The organism is Streptomyces herbicida (genome assembly GCF_032656585.1).
GTDB classification, from domain to species: Bacteria; Actinomycetota; Actinomycetes; order Streptomycetales; family Streptomycetaceae; genus Streptomyces; species Streptomyces herbicida.
Map to the genome: position 1 here is coordinate 268,827 of NZ_JAUYWJ010000002.1, position 20,301 is coordinate 289,127.

A 20,301-nucleotide genomic window follows, 5' to 3' on the forward strand; every position below is an offset into this window, starting at 1 on the left:
TCGCGCAGGGCTGACCACCGTGCTCCGACGCCGCTCTGTGATCCTTTCGGTGGGCGCGGCCGCACTGGCTACGGCCACGCCCGCCCGCGTCAGGATCAGTAGGCGATGACGAGCCGCACGGAGGGCCTTTCGATCAAGGCTCCGTCGGCGAGGTCACTGTCCGGTGTGTCCGCGGGGTAGGCCGTGACCACGGGTTCGGCGGCCCGGGCCTGGCTCCAGGCGCGGATCTGCGCGCAGATCCGCTCGGCGAGATCGGCGCCGGCCTGGCCGTAGCCGACGGCTCCCAGCCGGAACCGGGGTTCGGCGCCCGTGTCTTCGGTGGTCCGCTCCAGAGTGAGGTACGCGATGGAGTCGCCCTCTACGAGGGCGGGGCTCAGTGCGGGTGAGGCGGGGCGATGAAGGCCGGCCTCCATCGCCGCGGGTTTCGCGGTGATGCGGCAGGTCGCTCGCTCGGTGGCGCTCAACCGCAACCAGACGCCGTCGAACGACTCGACGGGCCCGACCGTCACATCGGTCCAGGCGACCGACTTCGGTTGGGTGAGCGCGTCGCGCAGGAGGTCCAAGGCGATGGACTGGTCCTCGTCCCAGTAGAGCCTGACGAGCCGGTCGTCGTCGATGTAGTCGTTCCGCTCTCCGTCCTGGCCGATCACCGGGAGGAAGCCGCACATCTTGACGGAGTCGGACCGCATTCGCCTCTCCTCGCGTTGGAAGGCCACGGCCCTGGAGAGCCCGCGCCAGCGCAGTGGGACCACGAGGCGTCCGCCGACGGCGAGCTGGTCCCACCAGGCTCCGGGGAGGTCCCACATCCCGACCGTGGCGATCATTCGGTCATAGGGGCTGAACTCCGCGGCGCCGAGGGCGCCGTCCCTCGTGACCACGCGAACGTCTTCGTATCCGTTCGCGTCCAGCGTCCGGCGGGCGTAGGCGGTCACGTCGGGGTCGATGTCGCATGTGGTGACCTGTCCGGACTTCCCGGTGAGGTGCTTGAGCAGAGCGGCGTTGTAGCCGGTGCCAGCCCCGATCTCGAAGACGTTGTCGCCTTCGCGGACGGCGAGCTGGACCAGCATGAAGTGCACGACGTCGGGCTGGGAGGCGCAGCTCAGCGGGAGTGCGTCCGCGTCGGGGTTCTCCTTGATCGTCACGCTCTTGTTGGCGTACGCCTCCTCGAGGGGAGCGTTGGGGAGGAAGGCGTGGCGGGGTACGGTCCTCATGGCGGTTTCGACGCGTGCGTCGCGGAGGCTGGAGAGGTCCTCTTTCAGGATGGCGTCGACCAGGCGGTTGCGCAGGTCCTCGGGGGAGGCGCCAGTCGTGGTGTTCATCGCGTCCTTCCGGAAGGTGCCCGGCCGTGCGTACGGCAGGGGCAGATCGTACTCATTTGTTCTGGTGCGCGGGGGCGGGTCGCGGCTTCATCCCGTCAGGAGCAGGCAGCGGTCCCAGGGGGCGGTGATCGCCGTGTTGACGGGGTCGGCGAGGCGGACCAGGTGGATGCCTGCCGTGCCGTCCATCAGGCCGGCGCCGTCCGGCAGTCCGCAGTGGTCCACGTGCTCGTTGAGCCGGGCGTTCAGGCGAGGTAGATGCGACGTGAGTTCGTCGTTGATGGCGTCGGCGGCGACACGGGAGACGGTCTGTATGAGCCCCGCCCAGCCGTGGCAGAGGGATGCGTCAGTGAGCTGGGCGAGTTGCTGGTCGTCGGTCAGGCATCCGGCCAGAGCCAGCTCGGCCTGGCGTCGCCGGTCACGGTCGCCGAGGGCGAGGCCGGCGAGTTGCTGGGCGCGGGCGATGCCGGGGGTGCCGTAGCACCAGGACGGGCGTCTGAGTCCTGGGCGCTGGAGCTCGCCGCGTCGGTGTTCGGCTCGGGTGATCAGGTCCGGCCACCAGGCACGCGAGCCGGTGCCGTTGCGCCACCGGTCGAGCCAGTCGCAGATCCGGGTGATGGCTTGCGTCTGTCCGGACGCCGTGTGGCCGTGGCGCAGTGCCGTGGCCAGCAGCGCCAGCGGTCCGGCGATGCCGTGGGCGAGGCCGAAGTTGCCGTGTCCGCCGGGCCATCGCGGCGACGGCCGTAGATCGGGGCTGTCGCTGGTCCACCAGCCGGGCAGATATTGCGCTTCGATGATGACCGGTTCCGTCAGCCGCACCAGGTAGGCGAGGACGTCCTGAAGTTCCGTCTTGTGGCCGCGGTGCAGGTGGTACACGCCCAGCCCGGTCAGTCCGCTGATCAGGTCGTACTCGCCCAGGGTGGGCAACGCGCCTCGATCGATGCGGGCGTGTGCTCGCTTGAGTCGTTGGCGTGTGGCGTCGGCGAGGTGTGTGTCCAGGGTCGCCAAGGCGCGAGTGGCGGTGTTCGTGTGCGTGAAGCTGAGGACGTACGCGACGGCCGGGGCGCCCTCGTACAGACCGCAGGCTTCGGGGGCGGCCTGGATCGGGCCCTTGACCATGGCGGCGGCCCACGGCCGGAGCGCGTCCCTGTCGTCTTCGCCGGTGTGGGCCCTGACGGCGTGCAGCAGGGCGACTCCCGCCGCGCCGGAGTACAGCGACTGGCCCCAGCCGGGCCTGGTGGGTGTGGGCGGCGCGTCGTGGTTCATCAGCGCTTCTCCCCCGGCCAGGCGGCCCACGCCACGGCGGACTGACGGGCCAGGCGGCGGCAGATCCTCTCGTCCTCCCGGTCCAGGCCGCGCAGGCGGTTGTGGTGCATGTGCAGCAGGGACTCCAGGACGGAGTCGAGGTCCATGCCCGCGGCGAGGCGCTCGCGATACAGCGCCAAGGCCGCGGCGCGACTGTGCCACGCCTGGGCCAGCCCTTCGCCCCAGCCGCGGGCCCGAGGCGTTGTGCAGCGAACGAGTTCGATGGTCTGGTCGCTGACGCCTCGCTCGACGCGGGCCGGAGGTGCGGGGCGGTCCGCCAGCCACTGCATGCCCTCGTCGGGGCCGAGCAAGCCGCAGGCGATGTCCACCATGCCGACCGCGGCCAGCGCGCGTCCGTCGATGCGCTCGGCTGCGGGGCCCTGCAGGGCGGCGAGGGCGTAGGCCGAGTCGGCCGTGAAGACGGCCTCGGCACTGCGCAGGGCCGCACCTGGTCCGTAGCGTCCGATCTCCGGGGTGTACGTGTCGAACACGAGCCCGCTGCTGAGCCCCTGGCGGCGCAGCCCGGCGGCCCATTGGCCGACCAGCTCGGTGCAGGCGGCGTACTGCCCGGGGCTGCGGGTGCGGATGCGCAGACGCAGGTGGTCGAAGTCGTTCGGGGTGCGGTATCGGACGAACCACCACTCGGGTGTGCTCGGGAGTTGGGCCACGAGTCGCGCGAGGTGAGTGCCGATCAGCTCCTCGAACTGTTCGGGGTGACTGTAGATCTTGGCGTTCAGCCAGGGTGCCTGCACCGCCCCCGGTACGGGCCCGAGGGTGCTGTTGGTGAGCACGGGGAGGAAGCCAGAGAGCGGGTCGGATATCGGCGGGCGGGTGCTGGTCATCGGCAGGGCGATCTCGTGGACGTGGCCGCCGATCCAGCCATACGTCTCCTCGGCCGGCGCCTCCGTGAGCACGGCATGGCCTTCCCGGTCCAGGTGGGCGCGCAGGACGGTGGCCTGGGCAGGCACGTCGAGTTGGAGCCGCCGTGTCCGGTCGTCCTCCCGCAGCTCCACGGCACCGTGGCAGTGCCACAACTTCCGCCATCGGCTGAGGGCGTCCACCCACTCCCGCATGTCCGCGCCGTGGCTTAGAAAGGCGTCAGCGGTCAGGTTCCAGCGGCTGGGAGAGAGGATCACGCGCCCGTAGCGAACGCGCGGCAGGAACGGCAGCCGTGCGCCATGCGGCCCCCAGTCGAAGCCGGTCCAGGCAGGGCCGAAGGAGCGGGTCAGGTGCGCCAGGAATCGGGCCAGGGGCGGGGGTTGCTTGTCCAGGGCCATGGCGTGGAAGACCTGCGGGTCCACCAGGCGACGGCGGGAGATGCTGACCAAGTACAGCCGGGTGTGCGTGGCCGTGACCGCGAGGTCGTCGACGTCGATGAGCGTCGGCGCGGTGTCGTCGGGGCTGCGGTGCTCGCCCAACGGGATCACGTGCGGGAGATAAGCGGGGATGCGGGCGACGTTCTCTGTGTGCGGGTACAGCGGCGGGAAGGACAGCTGCGCGGTCAGCGCGTCCTCGACGCCTGTGGGAATTTGGCGGTAGACCTCGTCGAGTCCCGTGCCGGTGGCGACCGGAGTGAACCGGGAGGTGAGCGTGCCCGCGGCGCGGGCCGGTGTCACCGTGAGCGTGAAGTCCCCGCGCTCCAGGGCGGACAAGCTGTCGGCGTGCAGGCGCGCGCACATCTCCACGTGGGGTGGTGCCTCCTGCCTGGTCGGCGCATCGCCGGCCAGGTGGTCGATCAGGTCGTCGGTGAGGACGATCTCTCTGCTGCCGTCGGCCAGTGCCTGCCAGGCCAGTGCCAGCAGCCGCTCGTCACGCTCGGAGACTGTCGGGGGCGGTGCGGTCATGCGGCTGCCGGGGTACTCGGCCGGATAGCCGAGCCCGGACGCCGGGTCGACGACCTCCTTCACCGGCACGAGCGTGCCGGTTCCGTACCGTTCCCAGAACGCGACCTGGTACTCCTTCCACACACCCTGGCCCGCCGGTCGGCGCGTGAGCCGCAGTAGAGCATCGGCAGCCCTCTCCATCCCCTGTGCGACGCTCTCGGGGATCCGTACCTCGGTATCCAGCCGCAGGTCGACGGCCAAGGGACTTCGACCCGCGTCGGAGAGCCGACGCAGTAGACCCGTGAGTTCCTCCCGAGCCAGCCCTTGTGCGCTCGCGGGGCGCCGGTTGTGCTCGTGTACGGCGCGTTGCACTGCTTCCAGCTCGTGCAGAACTTGCTCGACCTCCGGCACCGTGCCCGCGTCCGCGCCGTGCAGCCGCTCGATCAGCTGGGACAGCGGATCGGTGTTGGTCATCGGCGCGCGCAAACTGGTGATCAGGAACTTCTCGCGCACCAGCGCGCCGAGCAGTGTGCGGATGTTCTGCGGCTCGGTTCGGTGGAAGGAGGCGGCCAACTGCTCGGCGAGGCCGGCGAAGTGGACCGGTCGGCGTGCCAGGTCCTCGATCACGCGTACCGCGCTGGTGCGCCGGATGGTGGCGCCCATCGGTCCGCCGTGTGGGACGTGAAGGCGTCCACCGCGGCGCGCCGCCAGGTTGTTCAGGACGACATCCAGGCGCTCCAGCAGGGCCGGGCACGCCTCGAGGCGGACGATGACGTCGTCCAGCCACTCGGTGTCCACGCGTGCCACGGCCTGGTGTGCGTCTCCCCACCTCACGTTCGGCGTCGAGCCCACGCTGGCCGCGGCGACTCCCGCGAAGAGGCCGAACGGGGTCGGTCGCCCGGTGGCGCGCAACAAGTAGCGGACGATGGCCATGGCGGCGCGCCGGACCTGCTTGGAGCGTGCCGGCTGCCCGCCGCAGATCTCGTCGACCCGCGTGGCGAGATCACCGCTCGCCTGCCGTACGGCATCGGCGAACCGCGCATCGGCCCACACCTGCCTCAGCCACCTGCCGCACGCGTCCGTGTCGGACGGATCGGGCCACCATCCCGGCAGACTCGTCAGTGGCATCGCGGCGGCCCGGAGCAGCGCCGCGCCCGTGTGCTGGTAGAGCTTTCCGTCGCTTCCCATGCCAATGCCTCCGCCATCAGTGCTGTGAACGGGCGGGGTCGGGGGCGGCAGCGCCCCCGACCCCGTGCACAAGCCGCCGTCAGACGGCGCTCGCGCAGGACGAGGCACAGGTCGACGCGCACCCGTCACCCGTGCCGCACGCCTTGGGAAGCAGGTCGGCCCCGATCTCCGTGACGATGGTCAGGTCGATGTCGAACGGGTCGGTGGGCGCCTCGGGGACGGCCGTCGTGACGGACGCCTCGGTGGTGGCCGTCGTGATCGGGCTGAGCGTGGCTGCGGTCATCGCACTTCCTCCTGTCGGAAGGATCCGAACGGTTCGTCGTGCTGCCCGGCCGACGTCTTGATTGACGCGGGGCGGGTTTCTGCGTTCGCACCTTTCGGTGCGCCCCCTCTCCGGCTGATCGGATTCCGTGGGGGACGTGGATTCGGAGCATCCGGAGAGGGGAGCCGAGGACACGGGCCGGAGCTATCGGATATGGCCCGTGTAGAGCGTGGTCAACGTGGTGCCGGTCACCAGGACGGGCAGGAACAGCACCTGGAAGGCGCCAAAGCCGAACCGGCCGGCGTACTTCGCCGGGTGCCGAAGCACCCATCCGATCTGGCCGAGCATCTGCCGGAGAGGCTGTTGCCGCATGGTGGTCATCACGCCGCCGGCCTCCGTAAAGCCGTGGAGTCGGCAGCGTCGACGACCGCCCACGGCGTGGTGATCAGCGCCCCGGTCCGGGCCTGCCAGGCGGCGAGGTTGGTCCTGTCCTCCTCCAGATGGCCCAGCATCACGAGCAGGGGGGTGACGATCCCGGCTGCCCTCCCCTGCTCGACCGCGGCCAGAGCGTTGTGCCAGCCCTCGCACAGGGCGCGGCTCTCGAACGGTGCCGCCCGGTCGACGTACGTGTCGACCGTCTGCCAGCCGGCATCGGCGACGTACCGCCGTGTGCTGGCCACGCTGTGGTCGGCGGCCACACCGAGGGACGCGGGCAGGCAGGCGTAGAGCACCAGGCGCGTGCCCGGGGGCACCTCGTGTGGTGCGGTCTGCCTCGCACTGCTATTCATTCCGCGTTACCTCCAGCCAGGTCTGCCGAGACGCCAAGGGCCGGCGTCTCGGAGAAGAGCCTCGCCGGGGGCAGTCGGCGGCGGTACGCCGTCAGCACGCCGTTCGTCCGCCGTCCGGCATCGCGCGAAGAGGCGTAGGTGCGGCGTACCGCCGCGGCTCACGCGAGGCGAGGGTGATCGGTCCAGTGCCTACCGGAAACGAGAAGCGGCGATGGACGCGGCGGACGAAGAGCGCCTCTGCAGGCGGACACCAGTACGGCGTCATTGGGTGAAGCTGGCCGGCTGCGCCGAGCCTTCGGGCCTCGCGCGCAGGCACGTACGAGAGTTCCTCGAGGGACGTGCCTCGCCAGAGCGGGTCGACGACGCCGTTCTGGTCGCCTCGGAGCTGGTGGGCAACGCGGTCAGGCACACAGCTGGCGGACCGGACTGCATGTGTGTGGAGGTCTACCGGGACGTGGCGGTACTGCGGGTCCACGACGCGGGACGGGATGTCTCCAGGGTCCGGGCACGATCGGCGGAGGGGGCGCTGGATGAGCTGACGGGCAGTGGGCTCGGGCTGCTGCTCGTCGGGGAGTTGACTTCCAGATGGTCGGTCTGGCCGACCGCGATCGGCAAGGAAGTGGTCGTGGTTCTCCCCCTGGACGTCGGCGGGCTATCCGAGCGGGACGTTCTTCCGTACATCCCAGCGGTACGTCCGCCCCTCGCGGCGGAGCTCCACCAACTGTACGGCGAGCACGGAGAGTTCGACGGCCGGGAGAGCGCGCAGTCCTGAGACCGCTTCCACGACGGGGGCGGCGGGACGCCGACGGTTGTTGTAGGCGAGGCTCAGGTGCGGTCGGAAGGCGGACGTCGGCTTCTTCGGGGCGAGACCGACCCTGCCCCCAGCCTTGGCCAGCGCGTGGTGCAGCCGAAGCAGGGGTTCCCAGGGGCCGAGGGACAGGCGCACGGCGCCGCGGGAGCCGGCGAGCGGCATGGCGCGTACGGAGAACGCGGAGGGCAGCAGAGCCTCGGCGTCCCGCGCCAGGCTGTCCAGCTGGTCGGGGGCGACAGCCTCCGGCCTGCCCACGCGGGCGAGGGTGATGTGCAGTCCGTCCGTCGGCACCGGGTCGAGGCCGAGGGGCGCCAGCTCCTGCTGACAGTGCCGGGCGAGCCCCGCGAGCCGCTGATCATCCGGGAAGGTCAGCATCCAGTAGTACGCCCGGCTGCCGTCCGACCAGCCGGGGCGTGCCCAGTGGTCGGTCATCTCGTCGAGTGTGCTGAACGCCGCCCAGTCGTGGGCCGCGGTGACCGCCGGATCGTGCGTGTCGGCGGGGGGCTCGGCGGGGAACGCGGCGGGATCGGCGCTGAGCAGGGGCACCCGACGTACTCCTTCGGCTTCACACTGCCCCGGAGTACGACGACACCGACGGCGCCTACGACGCGGATGACGCCATGGCCAGGGCCGCTGGCTGCGAGCTCCAGGTCCGGAACTCGTCGCCATAATCGCGTACCGCCGGGTGATCACGCCACGGCCCGGCCTGCTCGTGCAGGTCGCGGGAGCGTTGGTAGACGGAGCTGATCGGGGTGTCTCCGCACAGCCGCAGGGCCTCACTGCCCAGCGCCATCGCATGGTCGATGTCGGGGGCGCTCTGCTGCAGCAACGCGGTGGCGACGTCGAGGCGTACGAGCGAACGGCTCCAAGAGGAGGCCGAGTGCTCGACCAGATCGTCGATGTGCTCGGCGTCGCGCAGTACCTGGGCCGTGTTGCGCAGCGCCACGTGTGACGTGACGGCGTTGGCCAGCGTCCGGGCCCGTCCGTACGGCTCGAAGGAGATGCAGGAGGTCAGCCCGACGGGTACCCCGTGGCGGTCGGAGAGGCAGAGTGCCTGTCCGATGGTCTGCTCAACGGCACGCCGGTTGCCGGTCTTGCCGAGGGCCCGGGCCCGGCCGTTGGCGAGCAGGCGAATGGACTGGGCATGGCGTGGGGCACGCTCGACGGCCGCGGCGGCGCAGGCGTCCGCCTCGTCGTACCGGCCGGCGTAGTAGAGGCCGAAGGAGAGGGTCCCGCACGCCCAGAGCTCTGTGTCCAGGTCGCCGATCTCGCGGCTGAGATCCCGGGCTTCGGTGCAGTACGCCTCCGAGAGCACGAAGTCGCCCGTGTTCACGGCCATGTAGCCAAGCAGGCCGGAGGCGCGAGCGGCGAGGCGGAAGAGCTCCCGGCGCGCGCGTGGGGGCTGGCGGCCGTCGAGGAGAGTGTGGGCGAGCTGCCGCACCTGGCGGGCCTGGGGGCGGAGGACGTACGGCCCGTCCTGTTCGTACCGGCTGGTGATGCCCTCCAGGGAGGAGTCGAGGAAGGCGAGCGTCGCGTCGTCGGCGTTGCTGGCCGTGAGCTGCTGGGTCCGAGTGACGATTTCCAGCGGGTTCTCGTCGTCCTCGCCTGGCGGAGGGGGACTCGGCGCCTGCTGGCGTGCGCGCGACTCCTCGCAGCGGTCCGGCTCGGAGTCGTCGTCGTACGCCGTGGAGAACAGCTCGGACACAGGTCTGCCCAGCATGTGCTCCAGCACCCGGCAGGCGTCAGGGCGGGGCAGAGTCAATAACTCCCCGCCGTACCAGCGGTCGAACTGGCGTGGAGAGACCTGAAGAGACGCCAGGCGGGGGTCGCGGTCGAGCTCCGCCAGCCGGGCGGCGGCCCGCTCGTACTGGGCAGCGAAAGCCTCGTGCGTCGTCAGGTGCCGTTGCTGGAGCAGCTGCCGGAGCAGCGTTGTCCGTGGCATGGCCCACCCTCCTGGTACGGCGTGCGGGACCGACGTGGAGGCGCGTGCCGGTGACGGGGTGGTGGCGAGGCGTCGCCCATCGGTCTGCTGCGGCGCGCACCCGTACGAACGCGCGTCGTGACTCCTGACAGCATGCCGACGCAACCACCAACTAGGCAATATGTCTTGAGAAGTTGACCCGTATGGCTTGTAGAGGCGTCGTTGGTACGGAGAGACTTCCAGCATGGCCTTGAAAAGAAGCCTGGTCCCGCAGTCGGTGTACCGGCGACAGCTCGCAGCACGGCTGAAGGAACTGCGCGACGCGACCGGGCTCACCCTCACCGAGGTCGCCGATCAACTGGAGGTCAACCAGGGGTCACTGAGCCGGATCGAGAACGGCGAACGCGGTACAACACCGGTCCTCGTCCGAGCCCTGCTGGACCTGTACGGCGTCGTCGACGACGACCGGCGCGCCGACGTGCTCGACCTCGTACGGGCGGACAAGGAGCAGCAGAAGCCCTGGTGGCGGAAGTACTCGACGGTGCTGACCCCGACCCGCTACGACGGGTACCTCGCGCTGGAGGCCGGCGCAACACACCTCGCCAGCTACCAGCCGATGCTCGTTCCGGGGCTGCTCCAGACCGAGGACTACGCCCGTGCAGTGATCTCCCAGATGAGGAAGGACCTGTCCCCGCCGCAGGTCGAGTCCCTGGTCAGGGTCCGCATGGAGCGGCAGAACAGCCGCTTGGGCGGCGATACCCCCGCCAGGCTCTGGGCGATCCTCGACGAAGCCGTGCTGCGAAGGACAGTCGGCTCCGTCGCAGTGATGCGCGACCAGATGCGGAAGCTGGTGGAGGCGAGCGAGCAGCCGAACGTCACCGTGCAGCTGCTGCCGTTCTCTCTCGGAGCGCACCCCGGGCTGTACGGCCCGTTCGTCATCCTGACCTTCCCGGACCCCACGCCGAACCTGGTGTGGCTGGAGAACCCCAAGAACTCCGTGTACCTCGAGTCCCCGGAGGACGTAGACAACTACACGGAAATCTTTGATCAGTTGAGGGACAGCGCCCTCGACCCATCGGAGTCCCGCACCCGCATCGCACAGATCAGCAAGGAGCTACGTCCGTGAGCAAGCCCAACCCCGCACCGCCCGCCGCCGCCCTTTGCGGCGCATGCTGGCGCAAGAGCTCCTACAGCGGGGGCGCGAACGACTGCGTTGAGATCGCCGACCTCAGGGACACAGCGGACACCAAAGTCGCGATTCGCGACAGCAAGGTCCAGCAGGGGCCTGTGCTGATCGTTGCCGTGGACTCGTTCGCGGCGCTCATCGGGGCCATAGATCAGGAATGGCAAGGCGCATGACCGCGCTCCGCGCGAGACCGTTGGCTCTCAATCGAGGCGAGGAGTTGGTGCCTCAAGCACCGTCCACAGCCCCATCGACGACCGAGAAGCCCAGTTCACGAAGCACCGAGACTGCGTGACCTTCTCCCCCAGAGAACTGGCTGGATTCGAGCACCTCCTGTCCTGGGACGTATCCGTGAGCGACGCCCACGATCGCCTTGGAGTCGTAGACCTTGCCGTTGTGCTCCAGGAGATAGCGGCGTGCGCGTCCGAAACCGTGAGTCTCCAGAAAGGCATCGCGGCCGAGTCTGTCGCATTCCTCGATTGCCTGGATGACTGCTGAAGCGGTGATGTCCGTGAGTGCCATGAGGCGAACGATAAGTCACACCAGTGACAGCGCAGGGGCCGTTAGGCTCCGCCGGTGACAACGCCGAATCGTTTTCAACTCTCCTTCGATGGGCGCTCCTACGCCGTCGCAGTCGACGGCCACGATGTGAGCGAGCACGTGACAGCGGTCGATGTCCACGCCGTGCCGCACGATCTCCCACGCGTCGTGTTGCACTTGCGCCCGACCAGAACGTGGCCGGCCACGCTGGATCTACTCGCCCAGGTCGAGATCGGTGTGCCTCCAGATCCTGGCCCTGCGGCCGCCGCGTTCCTGGAGGCGCTCGACCCGTTGGAAGTCGAGCGGGCGGCGCTCGCGCGGATGGATCTGGAGAATGTTCCGGGTGGTGGTACGGCGGCGGTGCTGCGGCAGTTGGTGGAGTGGGCCCGTGGCGCTTGATCTGTCGGGCGTGCGCCGCGTTGTAGAACGGCTCCTCGATGACGAGCTCCAGTTGTGGCGGGACACGGACGGTCACTCGGGTGACGAACTGGACGAGGAGACGGGCGAGCTGAGGCCCGCCGACCAGGCGTCTGTGCCGCTGTGGAAGGGGGCTGGGGCCATCGTGCGTCCGGGGCAGTTGTCGATCGCCCCGTCTCTGGACGGAGCGGTCGCCTCGTTCCCCGCTCCAACCGCGTACCAAGCGCTGCTGCCGCTGTCCGCGCCGCAGGTGATGGTCGACGACGTGCTGAGCGCTGCCCGTTCCGTGCGTGACGAGCAACTGGTGGGCCGCCGGTTTCGGGTGGCGGAGGCCGCCGTCGGCACCTACGCGGTGGTGCGCGTGGTACGTCTGGAGGCGATCGGCTGATGGCGCTGAACTCCCATCCCAACGCACACCCCGACGCAGCCGCGTTCCGGGACCCGATCGAGTTGGCGGCGGCGCTGTCGGGGATGGGTCCGGCGGTGCGGGCCCGTACGCGGGCGATCACCCGGCATCACGCCATGCTGTTGCGCGTCCGCATCCAGAAGAACGCCTCCGGGCGACCGGGGCCGAACGTCATCACCGGCCAGTACCGGGCGTCGTGGGACGTCAAGGTAACCGTGACCGGAGGGCAGGTGAGCGCCGTCGTGTTCACGAGCGCTCCGCAGTCGCGTCGGCTGGAGTACGGCTTCGTCGGTGTCGACCGGCTGGGGCGCCAGTACCGGCAGCCGCCGTACCCGCACATCGAACCAGCCTTCCGGCAGACCGAACCCGGCTTCCTGGAGGCCCTGCGCAACGGAGCGCTGCCACGGTGAGCCCTCCCCGACTGCCACTGACCCAGGCGCTCGTCGACGTGCTCACCGCCGGGACCGGGCGGCCCTGCGGGCTCACCGTCCTGCCACGCGCGACGGACGGTGGGCCTGCGGCGTTCCCGTACCTCATCCTCGACAGCCTGCCCGGCGAGTTCTCCGGCCCGTCGTTCGCCAACTGGCACGCGGACGCGACGTGGACGTACCAGGCGACAAGCGTCGGCGAACGGGCGGACCAGGTGCAGTGGCTCGGTGACCGGGTCCGTGCCGCGCTCTTCGACCGTACGCCGGGCGGCTGGCGTACGGACATCCCGGTCGCCGGAATGCGCGTCATCGACCGGGAACTGACCTACGACGCCGACGGAGATCCGATTGACGGTTCGCAGGGCAGTATCGTTACCTACGTGCAGCGGTTCACGATCACTGTGACGCCCGCCGCCTGATCTCTTCGATCTACGACACCTCACCGCGGAGCCACGCGGACGCCCGGCTGTCGAGCCTGGCGCAGCACCCGTCCAGGAGTGCCCCGTGGCTCAACAGCGCTTCATGCGGCGCGGCATCACCAAGATCTTCTGGTTGACGAAGGTCGCCTCCGCCGACCTCATCCCGACCCGTGCGGAGATCTCAGCACCGAACGCCACCGACCTGACCGAGGCGATCAGCGACGTCGACGGCTGGTCGTTGACGAACGAGGCGATCGAGACTCCGGACATGGCCTCGACCTTCTCGTCCTCCATCCCGGGTAACGACAAGGCCGAGAACTCCTCGATCACCTTCTACGAGGACCAGCTCAGCGACACCATCGAGACGCTGCTGCCCAAGGGCGCCGTCGGCTTCGTCGTCTTCCTGCGCAAGGGCGACATCCCCGGGTCGAAGTCGATGGACACCTTCCCGGTCCAGGTGGCGTCCCGCACAGCGCAGTACAACGCCGGCAACGAGGCCGCGAAGTTCCAGGCCGTCTTCTCCATCACCTCTCCGCCGGCGCTCGACGCCGCCGTCCCGGCCGCTGCCTCAACATCGTCCTCGTCTTCGTCCTCTGCCGGAGGCAGCTGATGGCCGCCGGAAAGGCCCAGGGCGCGGTGACGTGGGAGCAGAAGATGGAGCGGCTGCGCCGCCGCTCGCTGCCAGAGCGCGTTCTGCAGATCTGCGACGACGCAGCGCTGCGGGCAGAGTACGACGAGGCCAGGCGAGCCGCCGACCGCGCGCGGATCCTGGCCGAGAGCGACGCGGACAACAGCGTCCTCGCCGAGCGGGCGGCGGAGGCGAGGCGGCGGTACGACGCCGCGGCCGAGGCTCTGCGCGCGGCCTCGATCTTCCTCACCTTCCGCGCCCTGCCGCGCCCGGTCCTCGAAGAGCTCCTTCACGCGCATCCGCCCACCGATGAACAGGCCGCCGACGGGGCGGCGTTCAATCCCGACACCTTCCCCGCCGCGCTCATCGCGGCGTCGTCTACGGACGGCATGACCAAGGCCGAGGCCCGCGAGCTGCTGGACACCTGGTCGGCCCCGGACGCGAACGCCCTGTGGGAGGTCGCCTGGGAGGTGCAGCAGGAGGCCCGTACCGACCGGGCCGACCTGGGAAAAGGCTGAAGGCCGACCCGCGACTGCGGGCCGAGCTGGAGCTGTGCGAGCAGTACGGCATCCCTCACTCGCAGTTCCTCGGCGGGGACGGCCGCTGGAGTGACCTGGACCGAGCCAAGGCCCTGGCCTGGCAGCAGTGGCAGCGCACGGTGTGCCCGGACTGCCGTACCCGGCTCGACGAGTGGAATCCGTCCGAGGGCGGGCACCGGCACGCGTACGTCACGGACACCTTGCGCTGCCCGGGATGCGAGCTGATCGCCCAGGAGCGCGATCAGGTGCCCGAGGGGCGGGCCGGTTACGGCATCAAGATCACGCTCCTGCCCCGGTCGGCCTACGAGGCGGTCCAGCGCGGCGGTTCGTCCGGGCAAACCGCCCTGGCGAACGGACGGTGAGCCGTCAGGATGGCCACGTACAACCTCACCGTCCAGCTGACGGCACAAGCCAACAGCCTCATCTCCGGGCTGCGTTCGGCCGCCGACGCTGCCCAGGACCTGGGCCGCCGCACCCGCGAACTCGACCGCCGCCTCGACACACTGGACGCCTCCAGCCGACGCACCGCTCGCCAGATCAACACCCTCGGCGCCCAGGCCCGTACCGCCGCCACCCGACTCGGCGCCCTCGGCGCGCGCGGCGGCCATACCGGCCGCGGCCTGCGTCGGGCGGGCGACGACGCCGGCACGCTGGAGCGCTCCCTCAGGAGCGTCGGCCGCCAGGCCACCGCCCTGACCCGCCTCCTCGCCGGAGGCGCCCTCGTCCTCGGTACCGGCCGGCTCGTCGAGGAGGGCAACCGCTACCAGCGGCAGATGAACACCTTCCAGGCAGTGACGGGAGCCACCGCCGGGCAGATGCAACGCGCCGCCTGGATGGCCAACCGGCTCGGCAACGACCTCACTCTGCCGACTACCACCGCGGCCGACGCCGCCGAGGCCATGGTCGAGCTGGCGAAGGCGGGCTTCCGCACCGATCAGGCCATCACCGCCACCCGCGCCTCGCTCCAGCTGGCCTCCGCCGCCAACGTCAGCGCGGCCGACTCGGCCCGCTACCTCGGCGACATCATGGACCAGTTCGGCCTCGGCGCCGACCAGGCCGCGCGCGCCTCCGACATCCTGGCCGCCACCGCGAACAACGCCTCCGGCGGCATCATCGATATCTACTACGCGATGCGGTACGCCGGTCCGGTCGCCGCCGGCCTCGGGGTGAGCATGGAGGACGCGGCCAGCGCGGTCGGCATGCTCGGCAAGGCCGGCATCCTCGGCCAGACGGCCGGCACCGCGCTGCGCGGCATGATGGCCAACCTCGCCGCGCCCACCAAGGAGATGCGTGACGGCCTGGAGGCGCTGGGCATCGAGGCTTGGGACGCGCAGGGCCGGTTCAAGGGCCTGCGGTACGTCATCGAGGAGCTGAGCCACGCCCAGCACGAGATGTCCCAGCAGGACTTCACCGCCGCGGTGAAGAAGGCGATGGGCAAGCCCGCCATGTCGGGCGCCATCGCGCTGGCCCACCAGGGCACCGAGTCCTTCGACGCGCTCAGCCAGGCCGTACGGGAGAGTGGCGCTGCCGCGCAGATCACCGCCGCCCGCGGGCAAGGGCTCACGGGTGCGATGACACTGCTGCGCAAGCAGACGCAGCAGACCGGGCTCGCGCTGTACGACGCCATGGCGCCGGGCCTGGAGTACGTCACCCGGCTCCTGACGCGCGGTATGTCCGGCGCGACGCCGTACCTCGTCGCCGCGATCGAGTACGGGCGTGACCTGGCCACCCTCTACGGCCCGGAGCTCAAGGACAGCGCGCGCAGCGGTCTCGGCGAGCTGATCGACGAGGCCGAGCAGCTCCTCGGCCCGCTCCAGGCCCTCGGCGAGCACGGCCTGGCCGCCGGGCTGAACCTCCTCATCAACGCTGCCCGCGACCTCGGCGAGGTCCTCGACAACGCCGCCGAGGGTGCCGCACCCGTCGCCTCCGCGCTCGGTCTGCTGGGCGACGAGGCCGGCGGAGCCAGCAACAGCCTCGACATCCTCGTCACGACCGCCGACCTCGCCATGTCCGCGGTCGCCGGGCTGTCCGCCGTACTCGTCCCGGTGGGTGAGGTGGTCGGGTCCCTGGTGCGGGCGTTCGGGTCGCTGCCCGGGCCCGTGCAGACGGCGATCGCCGCCATGTTCCTCGCCCGGCGCCTCACGCCGATGCTGGGCGGGCTCGCCTCGACCGTGAGCGGTCGGCTGACCGGCGCCTGGCAGGGCTTCGGCGCGCAGATGCAGGTGCAGCAGAACCTGGCCGCGCGGGCCGGGCTGTCACTGTCGCGGTACGCGGCGGCGTTCGCCGTACTGGAGACGCGGATCCCTGTGGTGGGTCAGATGGCTGCCGCCTTCCGCAGCGCCCAGGGCCCGACGTCCGGTTTCGCCGGCACGCTCAACGGCGCGGCGCGTGCAGCCGGGGCCGGGCTCCTCGGCGCCGGCCGCGGGCTGGTGGCGTTCATGGGCGGCCCATGGGGTGCCGCCATGGTCGCCGCCACCTTCGGTCTCGGGCTGCTCGCCGACCAGCAGCGGAAGGCCGCCGAGAGGGCGGCCGAGCACGAACAGCGCATCAGCAGCCTGACCGAGGCACTGCTCGCCTCCAAGGGCGCTATCGACGCCAACGTCCGCGCCCAGGCCGCCCAGGTCCTGATGGACACGAAGACGGCCGACGGCAACCAGCGCCTGGTCGACGTCATGAAGAAGGCGGGCGTCTCGCTGTCGGAACTCACCGATGCCTACCTCGGTCAGGGCCAGACGCTCGAGGGCCTCCAGGGCCGGTTGCAGGCTGTCGCCGACGCACACGACGACGTCTGGCAGACCAACGAGTTCGGCGACACCTGGCAGGGCTACGACGTCATGGGACGCAAGGCGCAGGACGCCGCCGATGCCCTGGACGGCGTCAAGGGCGAGATGGAAGAGTCCGTCCAGCGCGCCAAGGACCTCGCCGAGGCGCAGGGTGGCACTGGGCAGGGCGTCACCGCCTACGGCAAGCTCAAAGCCGCCGTCGGTGCCTTGGCTGACCAGACAGCAGACGCTGACCAGCGCACTCGCGCCCTGAAGGACGCCCTCGACCTCCTCTCCGGCGGCAGCATCTCCCTCCAGGCCGCCGAGGCCCGCGTCAACAGCGCGGTCCTCGACGTGAACGAGGCCCTGGCCGACGGGATCGACAAAGCCGACGGCTACGGCAAGGCCCTGCTGAACAACAACGGCACACTGAACACCGCCACCCGCAACGGCCAGAGGCTCTACCAGTCCCTTACCTCTCTGAGCGACGCCGCCGCGGACGCGTCCGTCTCCGCGTACGCCCTCGCCCAGCAGAACGGCCAGCCGCTCACCGAGTCCTTGTCCTCCGCCCGCGCGCAGATGACGAAGGCGAGGGCGGCCGCGGTCGAGGCGGCCCAGGGCTATGGGCTGACGCGCGCGCAGGCCGAGGCGGTGGCCGACAGTCTCGGCCTGCTGCCGTCGAAGGTCTCGCTCCTGCTGGAAACAGAAGGCATGGACTCCACGCTGGCCGATCTCCTCGCCGTCCAAGCCGAGTTCGACCGCGTCCCGAAGAAGACCACGATCGAGGTGGATTCCCTCAGTACGGAGGCGCAGAAGGACCTCAAGGACCTGGGCTACAAGGTCGAGACCATCCCGGGCACCCGCCAGATCAGGATTACGGCTCCGACGAAGGACGCCCGCGGTGCGCTCCAGGCGCTCATCGACCAGCTCAGCGCCACTCCCGGCCAGAAGACGGTGAAGGTCAACGCCGCGACGGTCGGTGCGCTTACCAGCTTGAAGGCCGTGGAAACCCAGCTGATCAAGACGCCGAACGCCAAGACCGTCACCATCAGCGCGCCAACAGCCGTGGCCAGCAAGGCGCTTCAGGACCTCGGCTTCAAGGTGCAGAACTTGCCGAACGGCCAGGCCAAGGTCACCATCCCCGTCCAGCCACCGCTGACCGCCCTCGGCACCATCCAGGGCGCGATCAACAACATCACCGGCACCAGCGTGGGCGTGGGCGTCTACCTCAAGCCCACGTCCTGGGATCGTGACGGCAACGGCATACCCGACGCCATCCAGGCCCGCGCCGACGGCGCGGTCGTCGACTACTTCGCCAACGGCGGCGTACGGCGTGAGGACCACGTCGCACAGATCGCCCCTGGCGGCTCCTGGCGAGTGTGGGCCGAGCCGGAGACACAGGGCGAGGCATACGTGCCGCTCGCCGCGAGCAAGCGCCCGCGCAGCAAGGCCATCGTCGAGGAGGTCGTCCGCCGCTTCGGCGGTGACGTCACCTGGTACGCGGGCGGCGGCCTGTCCGGCTGGTCCTACAGCCCCTCCGGCGAGGACGAACTGATCTCGGTGTCCTCGATCCGATCGGACTCCATGCGCACCGTGAAGAGGAAGGGCAAGGAGGTCGAGGTCTTCGACCTGTCGAAGTTCGAGAGGAACCTCGACAAGGCGGTGAAGAGGACCGAGCGGTGGCGCAAGGACCTGCGGACCGTAGCCCGGCGCGCGGGCCAGGACGTAGCCGACGCACTGGAGGCCATGGGCGAGGACGGCATCGAGCTGACCCACAAGATGGCCACCGGCTCGTCGAAGTACCTCAAGGACATGGCCTCCGATCTGGAGCGACTGGGTCTCGTGGCGAATGCGTCCCTGGGCGACTTCACCACCCAGCTCAAGCAGGCCGTGAAGGACCAGAGCACGTTCGAGCAGAACTTGGCCAAGCTCGCCGCCCTCGGCTACGGGGACCTCGCCGCTAGGCTCGCCGAACAGGGTGACCAAGCCGCGGAGAACCTGGCCGCCGAGGCGGTGAAGGACAAGAAGAAGGCGAAGAAGGCCAACGACGCCGCGAAGGCGGCCGACAAGACGCTCGCGGCCGAGGACCTCGCCGACCTGCTCGACATCATCAGCGCGATCAAGTCGAGCAGCACGGGCATTCACAAGGTCGCCGGCACCACCGGTTTGGAGGAGGACCGCGTCATCGAGGTGGGCAACCTCGGCAAGTCCCGAATCAAGTCGGCCCTCGGCTCCCGCGCGACGAAGTTCCTTGACGACCTAGCCAAGGCCAACAAGGGCCTGGCCTATGCGAGCGGCGGCATCTGGGAACCCGGCGTCTACTCCTCCCCGACCGCGCTGATCAAGTTCGCGGAGGCGAGCACCGGCGGGGAGGCGTTCATCCCCCTCGCTCCGGCCAAGCGCGCGGCGGCGACGACGGTGCTCACCGACGTCGCGCAGCGCTTCGGCCTCCAACTCGCTGCAGCACACGGCCCCTTAACGCCAATACACACGGTGGACGCCCGTCCGGCTGGATCCGTTCAGGTCGTCGTCGTACGGGAGCAGCAGCCACTGATCGGCACCATGCCGGTCACCGTGGCCTCAACTCAGGTCACCCCGCAGCAGGTGGGTGCCGAGGTCATGCGCCGCCTCCGAAACGCACAGAGGGGAGGCCGGTTGTGATGCCGGAACTCGCCGAGTGGCAGATCGAGATCGCCGGAGTCCTCATCGGCGCCGGAACGGACGTACCGGTGAGCGAAGTGGAAGGTCTCGGCGTCCCCGAACTTCGCACACAGGATGTGGATAACCCCGTCGGAGACGGCGCGTTCCCCGGCGTCGATCTCTACAGCGTACGGACAATCCGTATCGAGGCGGGCATCCGCACTGCCGGCAACCCAGCGGCGGCCGTCGACGTGCTCGGTCGGCTCCACCGCGCCGCCAACGATCCCGCCGTCCGGACGGACTCGGGCGCACAGACCGTGCTGCGCCTGCGCTGGCCGGGCCGCACAACGCGCCGCCTCTACGGCCGGCTGCGGCGCGTGGAGGCCACCAGCACCGCGAACGTGCTGCACGGCTGGATCCCGCTGGACCTGGAGTTCGCGGCACTCGACCCACGCTTTCACGCTGACGAAGCCTCCGCGCTCACCCTCGCCTTGTCCGCCGACGGCCTGGGAGGCTTCCGTGCCCCGCTCACCGCCCCGCTGACGACCGGCGTCGCGATCCCCGACGAACGTCGCGGCTGGGTTCACAACGACGGCGACCTACCGGCATGGCCTTCACTCCGTATCACCGGCCCGTGCACCAACCCGCGCATCCGACACGTCGAGTCTGGCCACGTGATCGAGCTGTCCGTCGCGCTGCGGAGCGGCGAGCACGTCGACATCGAGACCCGTCCCGGCACCCGCTGGGTCCTCCGCAACGGAACCGGCAACCTCGCCCCCGCTCTGTCGCCCGCCTCCCGGCTCGACACCTTCGTCATCCCGCCCGGAGCCAGCGAGATCTGGTGGACCGCCCGCGACTACACCAACGCCACCCGGCTGGCCGTGACCTGGCGCTCGGCCTATGCCGCCCTGTAGCCCGCACGAGG

21 protein-coding genes are annotated in these 20,301 nt (G+C 70.2%); 12 read left to right on the forward strand and 9 right to left on the reverse strand.

Annotation, left to right across the window (positions count from 1 at the left end):
• Positions 1-95: 95 nt before the first annotated feature.
• The 6 genes from fxlM to Q8A52_RS04935 form a co-directional block, all read right to left on the reverse strand.
• Positions 96-1,319 carry a methyltransferase, FxLD system gene (gene fxlM, locus Q8A52_RS04910; RefSeq protein WP_316749205.1) on the reverse strand — a complete coding sequence of 408 codons (1,224 nt, stop codon included), beginning with the start codon at positions 1,317-1,319 and terminating at the stop codon, positions 96-98.
• An 87-nt stretch (positions 1,320-1,406) separates the two neighbouring features.
• Complete coding sequence (locus Q8A52_RS04915; RefSeq protein ID WP_316749207.1) at positions 1,407-2,582, reverse strand: lanthionine synthetase C family protein; 1,176 nt, start codon at positions 2,580-2,582, stop codon at positions 1,407-1,409.
• Complete coding sequence (locus Q8A52_RS04920; protein ID WP_316749209.1) at positions 2,582-5,632, reverse strand: lantibiotic dehydratase; 3,051 nt, start codon at positions 5,630-5,632, stop codon at positions 2,582-2,584. Before Q8A52_RS04920 ends, Q8A52_RS04915 begins: the two co-directional genes overlap by 1 nt.
• A gap of 79 nt (positions 5,633-5,711) precedes the next feature.
• A complete protein-coding gene (locus Q8A52_RS04925; protein ID WP_316749211.1) occupies positions 5,712-5,915 on the reverse strand; it encodes an FxLD family lanthipeptide in 204 nt (67 codons plus the stop codon).
• 183 nt (positions 5,916-6,098) lie between these two features.
• Complete coding sequence (locus tag Q8A52_RS04930; RefSeq protein WP_316749213.1) at positions 6,099-6,275, reverse strand: hypothetical protein; 177 nt, start codon at positions 6,273-6,275, stop codon at positions 6,099-6,101.
• A complete protein-coding gene (locus tag Q8A52_RS04935) occupies positions 6,275-6,682 on the reverse strand; it encodes a hypothetical protein (RefSeq protein WP_316749215.1) in 408 nt (135 codons plus the stop codon). The genes Q8A52_RS04930 and Q8A52_RS04935 overlap by 1 nt, the downstream gene beginning before the upstream one ends.
• 211 nt (positions 6,683-6,893) lie before the next feature.
• Here Q8A52_RS04935 and Q8A52_RS04940 point away from each other — a divergent pair, with 211 nt between their 5' ends.
• The gene (locus Q8A52_RS04940) at positions 6,894-7,454 is read left to right on the forward strand and encodes an ATP-binding protein (protein WP_316749216.1); all 561 of its coding nucleotides are present in this window, start codon (positions 6,894-6,896) and stop codon (positions 7,452-7,454) included.
• Here Q8A52_RS04940 and Q8A52_RS04945 read toward each other — a convergent pair.
• A complete protein-coding gene (locus tag Q8A52_RS04945; protein ID WP_316749218.1) occupies positions 7,335-8,039 on the reverse strand; it encodes a 2'-5' RNA ligase family protein in 705 nt (234 codons plus the stop codon). The two genes, Q8A52_RS04940 and Q8A52_RS04945, sit on opposite strands and share 120 nt — an antisense overlap.
• Positions 8,040-8,094: 55 nt before the next feature.
• A complete protein-coding gene (locus Q8A52_RS04950; RefSeq protein ID WP_316749220.1) occupies positions 8,095-9,435 on the reverse strand; it encodes a hypothetical protein in 1,341 nt (446 codons plus the stop codon).
• Positions 9,436-9,658: 223 nt separating this feature from the next.
• Between Q8A52_RS04950 and Q8A52_RS04955 the strand changes: the two genes are divergently transcribed.
• Positions 9,659-10,540, forward strand: coding sequence for a helix-turn-helix domain-containing protein (locus Q8A52_RS04955; RefSeq protein WP_316749222.1), 882 nt, complete (start codon positions 9,659-9,661; stop codon positions 10,538-10,540).
• Entirely contained in the window at positions 10,537-10,773 is a 237-nt protein-coding gene (locus Q8A52_RS04960; RefSeq protein WP_316749224.1) for a DUF397 domain-containing protein, read from the forward strand. The genes Q8A52_RS04955 and Q8A52_RS04960 overlap by 4 nt, the downstream gene beginning before the upstream one ends.
• Before the next feature lie 52 nt (positions 10,774-10,825).
• Here Q8A52_RS04960 and Q8A52_RS04965 read toward each other — a convergent pair whose 3' ends face one another.
• Entirely contained in the window at positions 10,826-11,119 is a 294-nt protein-coding gene (locus tag Q8A52_RS04965) for a hypothetical protein (protein ID WP_316749226.1), read from the reverse strand.
• A gap of 54 nt (positions 11,120-11,173) precedes the next feature.
• Here Q8A52_RS04965 and Q8A52_RS04970 point away from each other — a divergent pair, with 54 nt between their 5' ends.
• The 9 genes from Q8A52_RS04970 to Q8A52_RS05010 all read left to right on the forward strand — a co-directional run bounded on the left by Q8A52_RS04970 (position 11,174) and on the right by Q8A52_RS05010 (position 20,290).
• Positions 11,174-11,536: a hypothetical protein gene (locus tag Q8A52_RS04970; protein WP_316749228.1), complete on the forward strand. Its 363-nt coding sequence runs from the start codon at positions 11,174-11,176 to the stop codon at positions 11,534-11,536.
• The gene (locus Q8A52_RS04975; protein WP_316749229.1) at positions 11,526-11,942 is read left to right on the forward strand and encodes a DUF6093 family protein; all 417 of its coding nucleotides are present in this window, start codon (positions 11,526-11,528) and stop codon (positions 11,940-11,942) included. Before Q8A52_RS04970 ends, Q8A52_RS04975 begins: the two co-directional genes overlap by 11 nt.
• Positions 11,942-12,370, forward strand: a complete 429-nt coding sequence (locus Q8A52_RS04980) for an HK97 gp10 family phage protein (RefSeq protein ID WP_316749231.1) — start codon at positions 11,942-11,944, stop codon at positions 12,368-12,370. The genes Q8A52_RS04975 and Q8A52_RS04980 overlap by 1 nt, the downstream gene beginning before the upstream one ends.
• Positions 12,367-12,807: a hypothetical protein gene (locus Q8A52_RS04985; RefSeq protein ID WP_316749233.1), complete on the forward strand. Its 441-nt coding sequence runs from the start codon at positions 12,367-12,369 to the stop codon at positions 12,805-12,807. Before Q8A52_RS04980 ends, Q8A52_RS04985 begins: the two co-directional genes overlap by 4 nt.
• Positions 12,808-12,892: 85 nt before the next feature.
• A complete protein-coding gene (locus Q8A52_RS04990; protein ID WP_316749235.1) occupies positions 12,893-13,417 on the forward strand; it encodes a phage tail tube protein in 525 nt (174 codons plus the stop codon).
• Positions 13,417-13,953, forward strand: coding sequence for a hypothetical protein (locus tag Q8A52_RS04995; protein WP_316749237.1), 537 nt, complete (start codon positions 13,417-13,419; stop codon positions 13,951-13,953). Before Q8A52_RS04990 ends, Q8A52_RS04995 begins: the two co-directional genes overlap by 1 nt.
• On the forward strand, positions 13,887-14,336 hold the full coding sequence (locus Q8A52_RS05000) for a hypothetical protein (protein WP_316749239.1): 450 nt from the start codon (positions 13,887-13,889) through the stop codon (positions 14,334-14,336). Before Q8A52_RS04995 ends, Q8A52_RS05000 begins: the two co-directional genes overlap by 67 nt.
• A gap of 9 nt (positions 14,337-14,345) precedes the next feature.
• Complete coding sequence (locus Q8A52_RS05005) at positions 14,346-19,397, forward strand: phage tail tape measure protein (RefSeq protein WP_316749241.1); 5,052 nt, start codon at positions 14,346-14,348, stop codon at positions 19,395-19,397.
• On the forward strand, positions 19,397-20,290 hold the full coding sequence (locus Q8A52_RS05010) for a phage distal tail protein (RefSeq protein WP_316749243.1): 894 nt from the start codon (positions 19,397-19,399) through the stop codon (positions 20,288-20,290). Before Q8A52_RS05005 ends, Q8A52_RS05010 begins: the two co-directional genes overlap by 1 nt.
• The last annotated feature ends 11 nt before the right edge of the window (positions 20,291-20,301 follow it).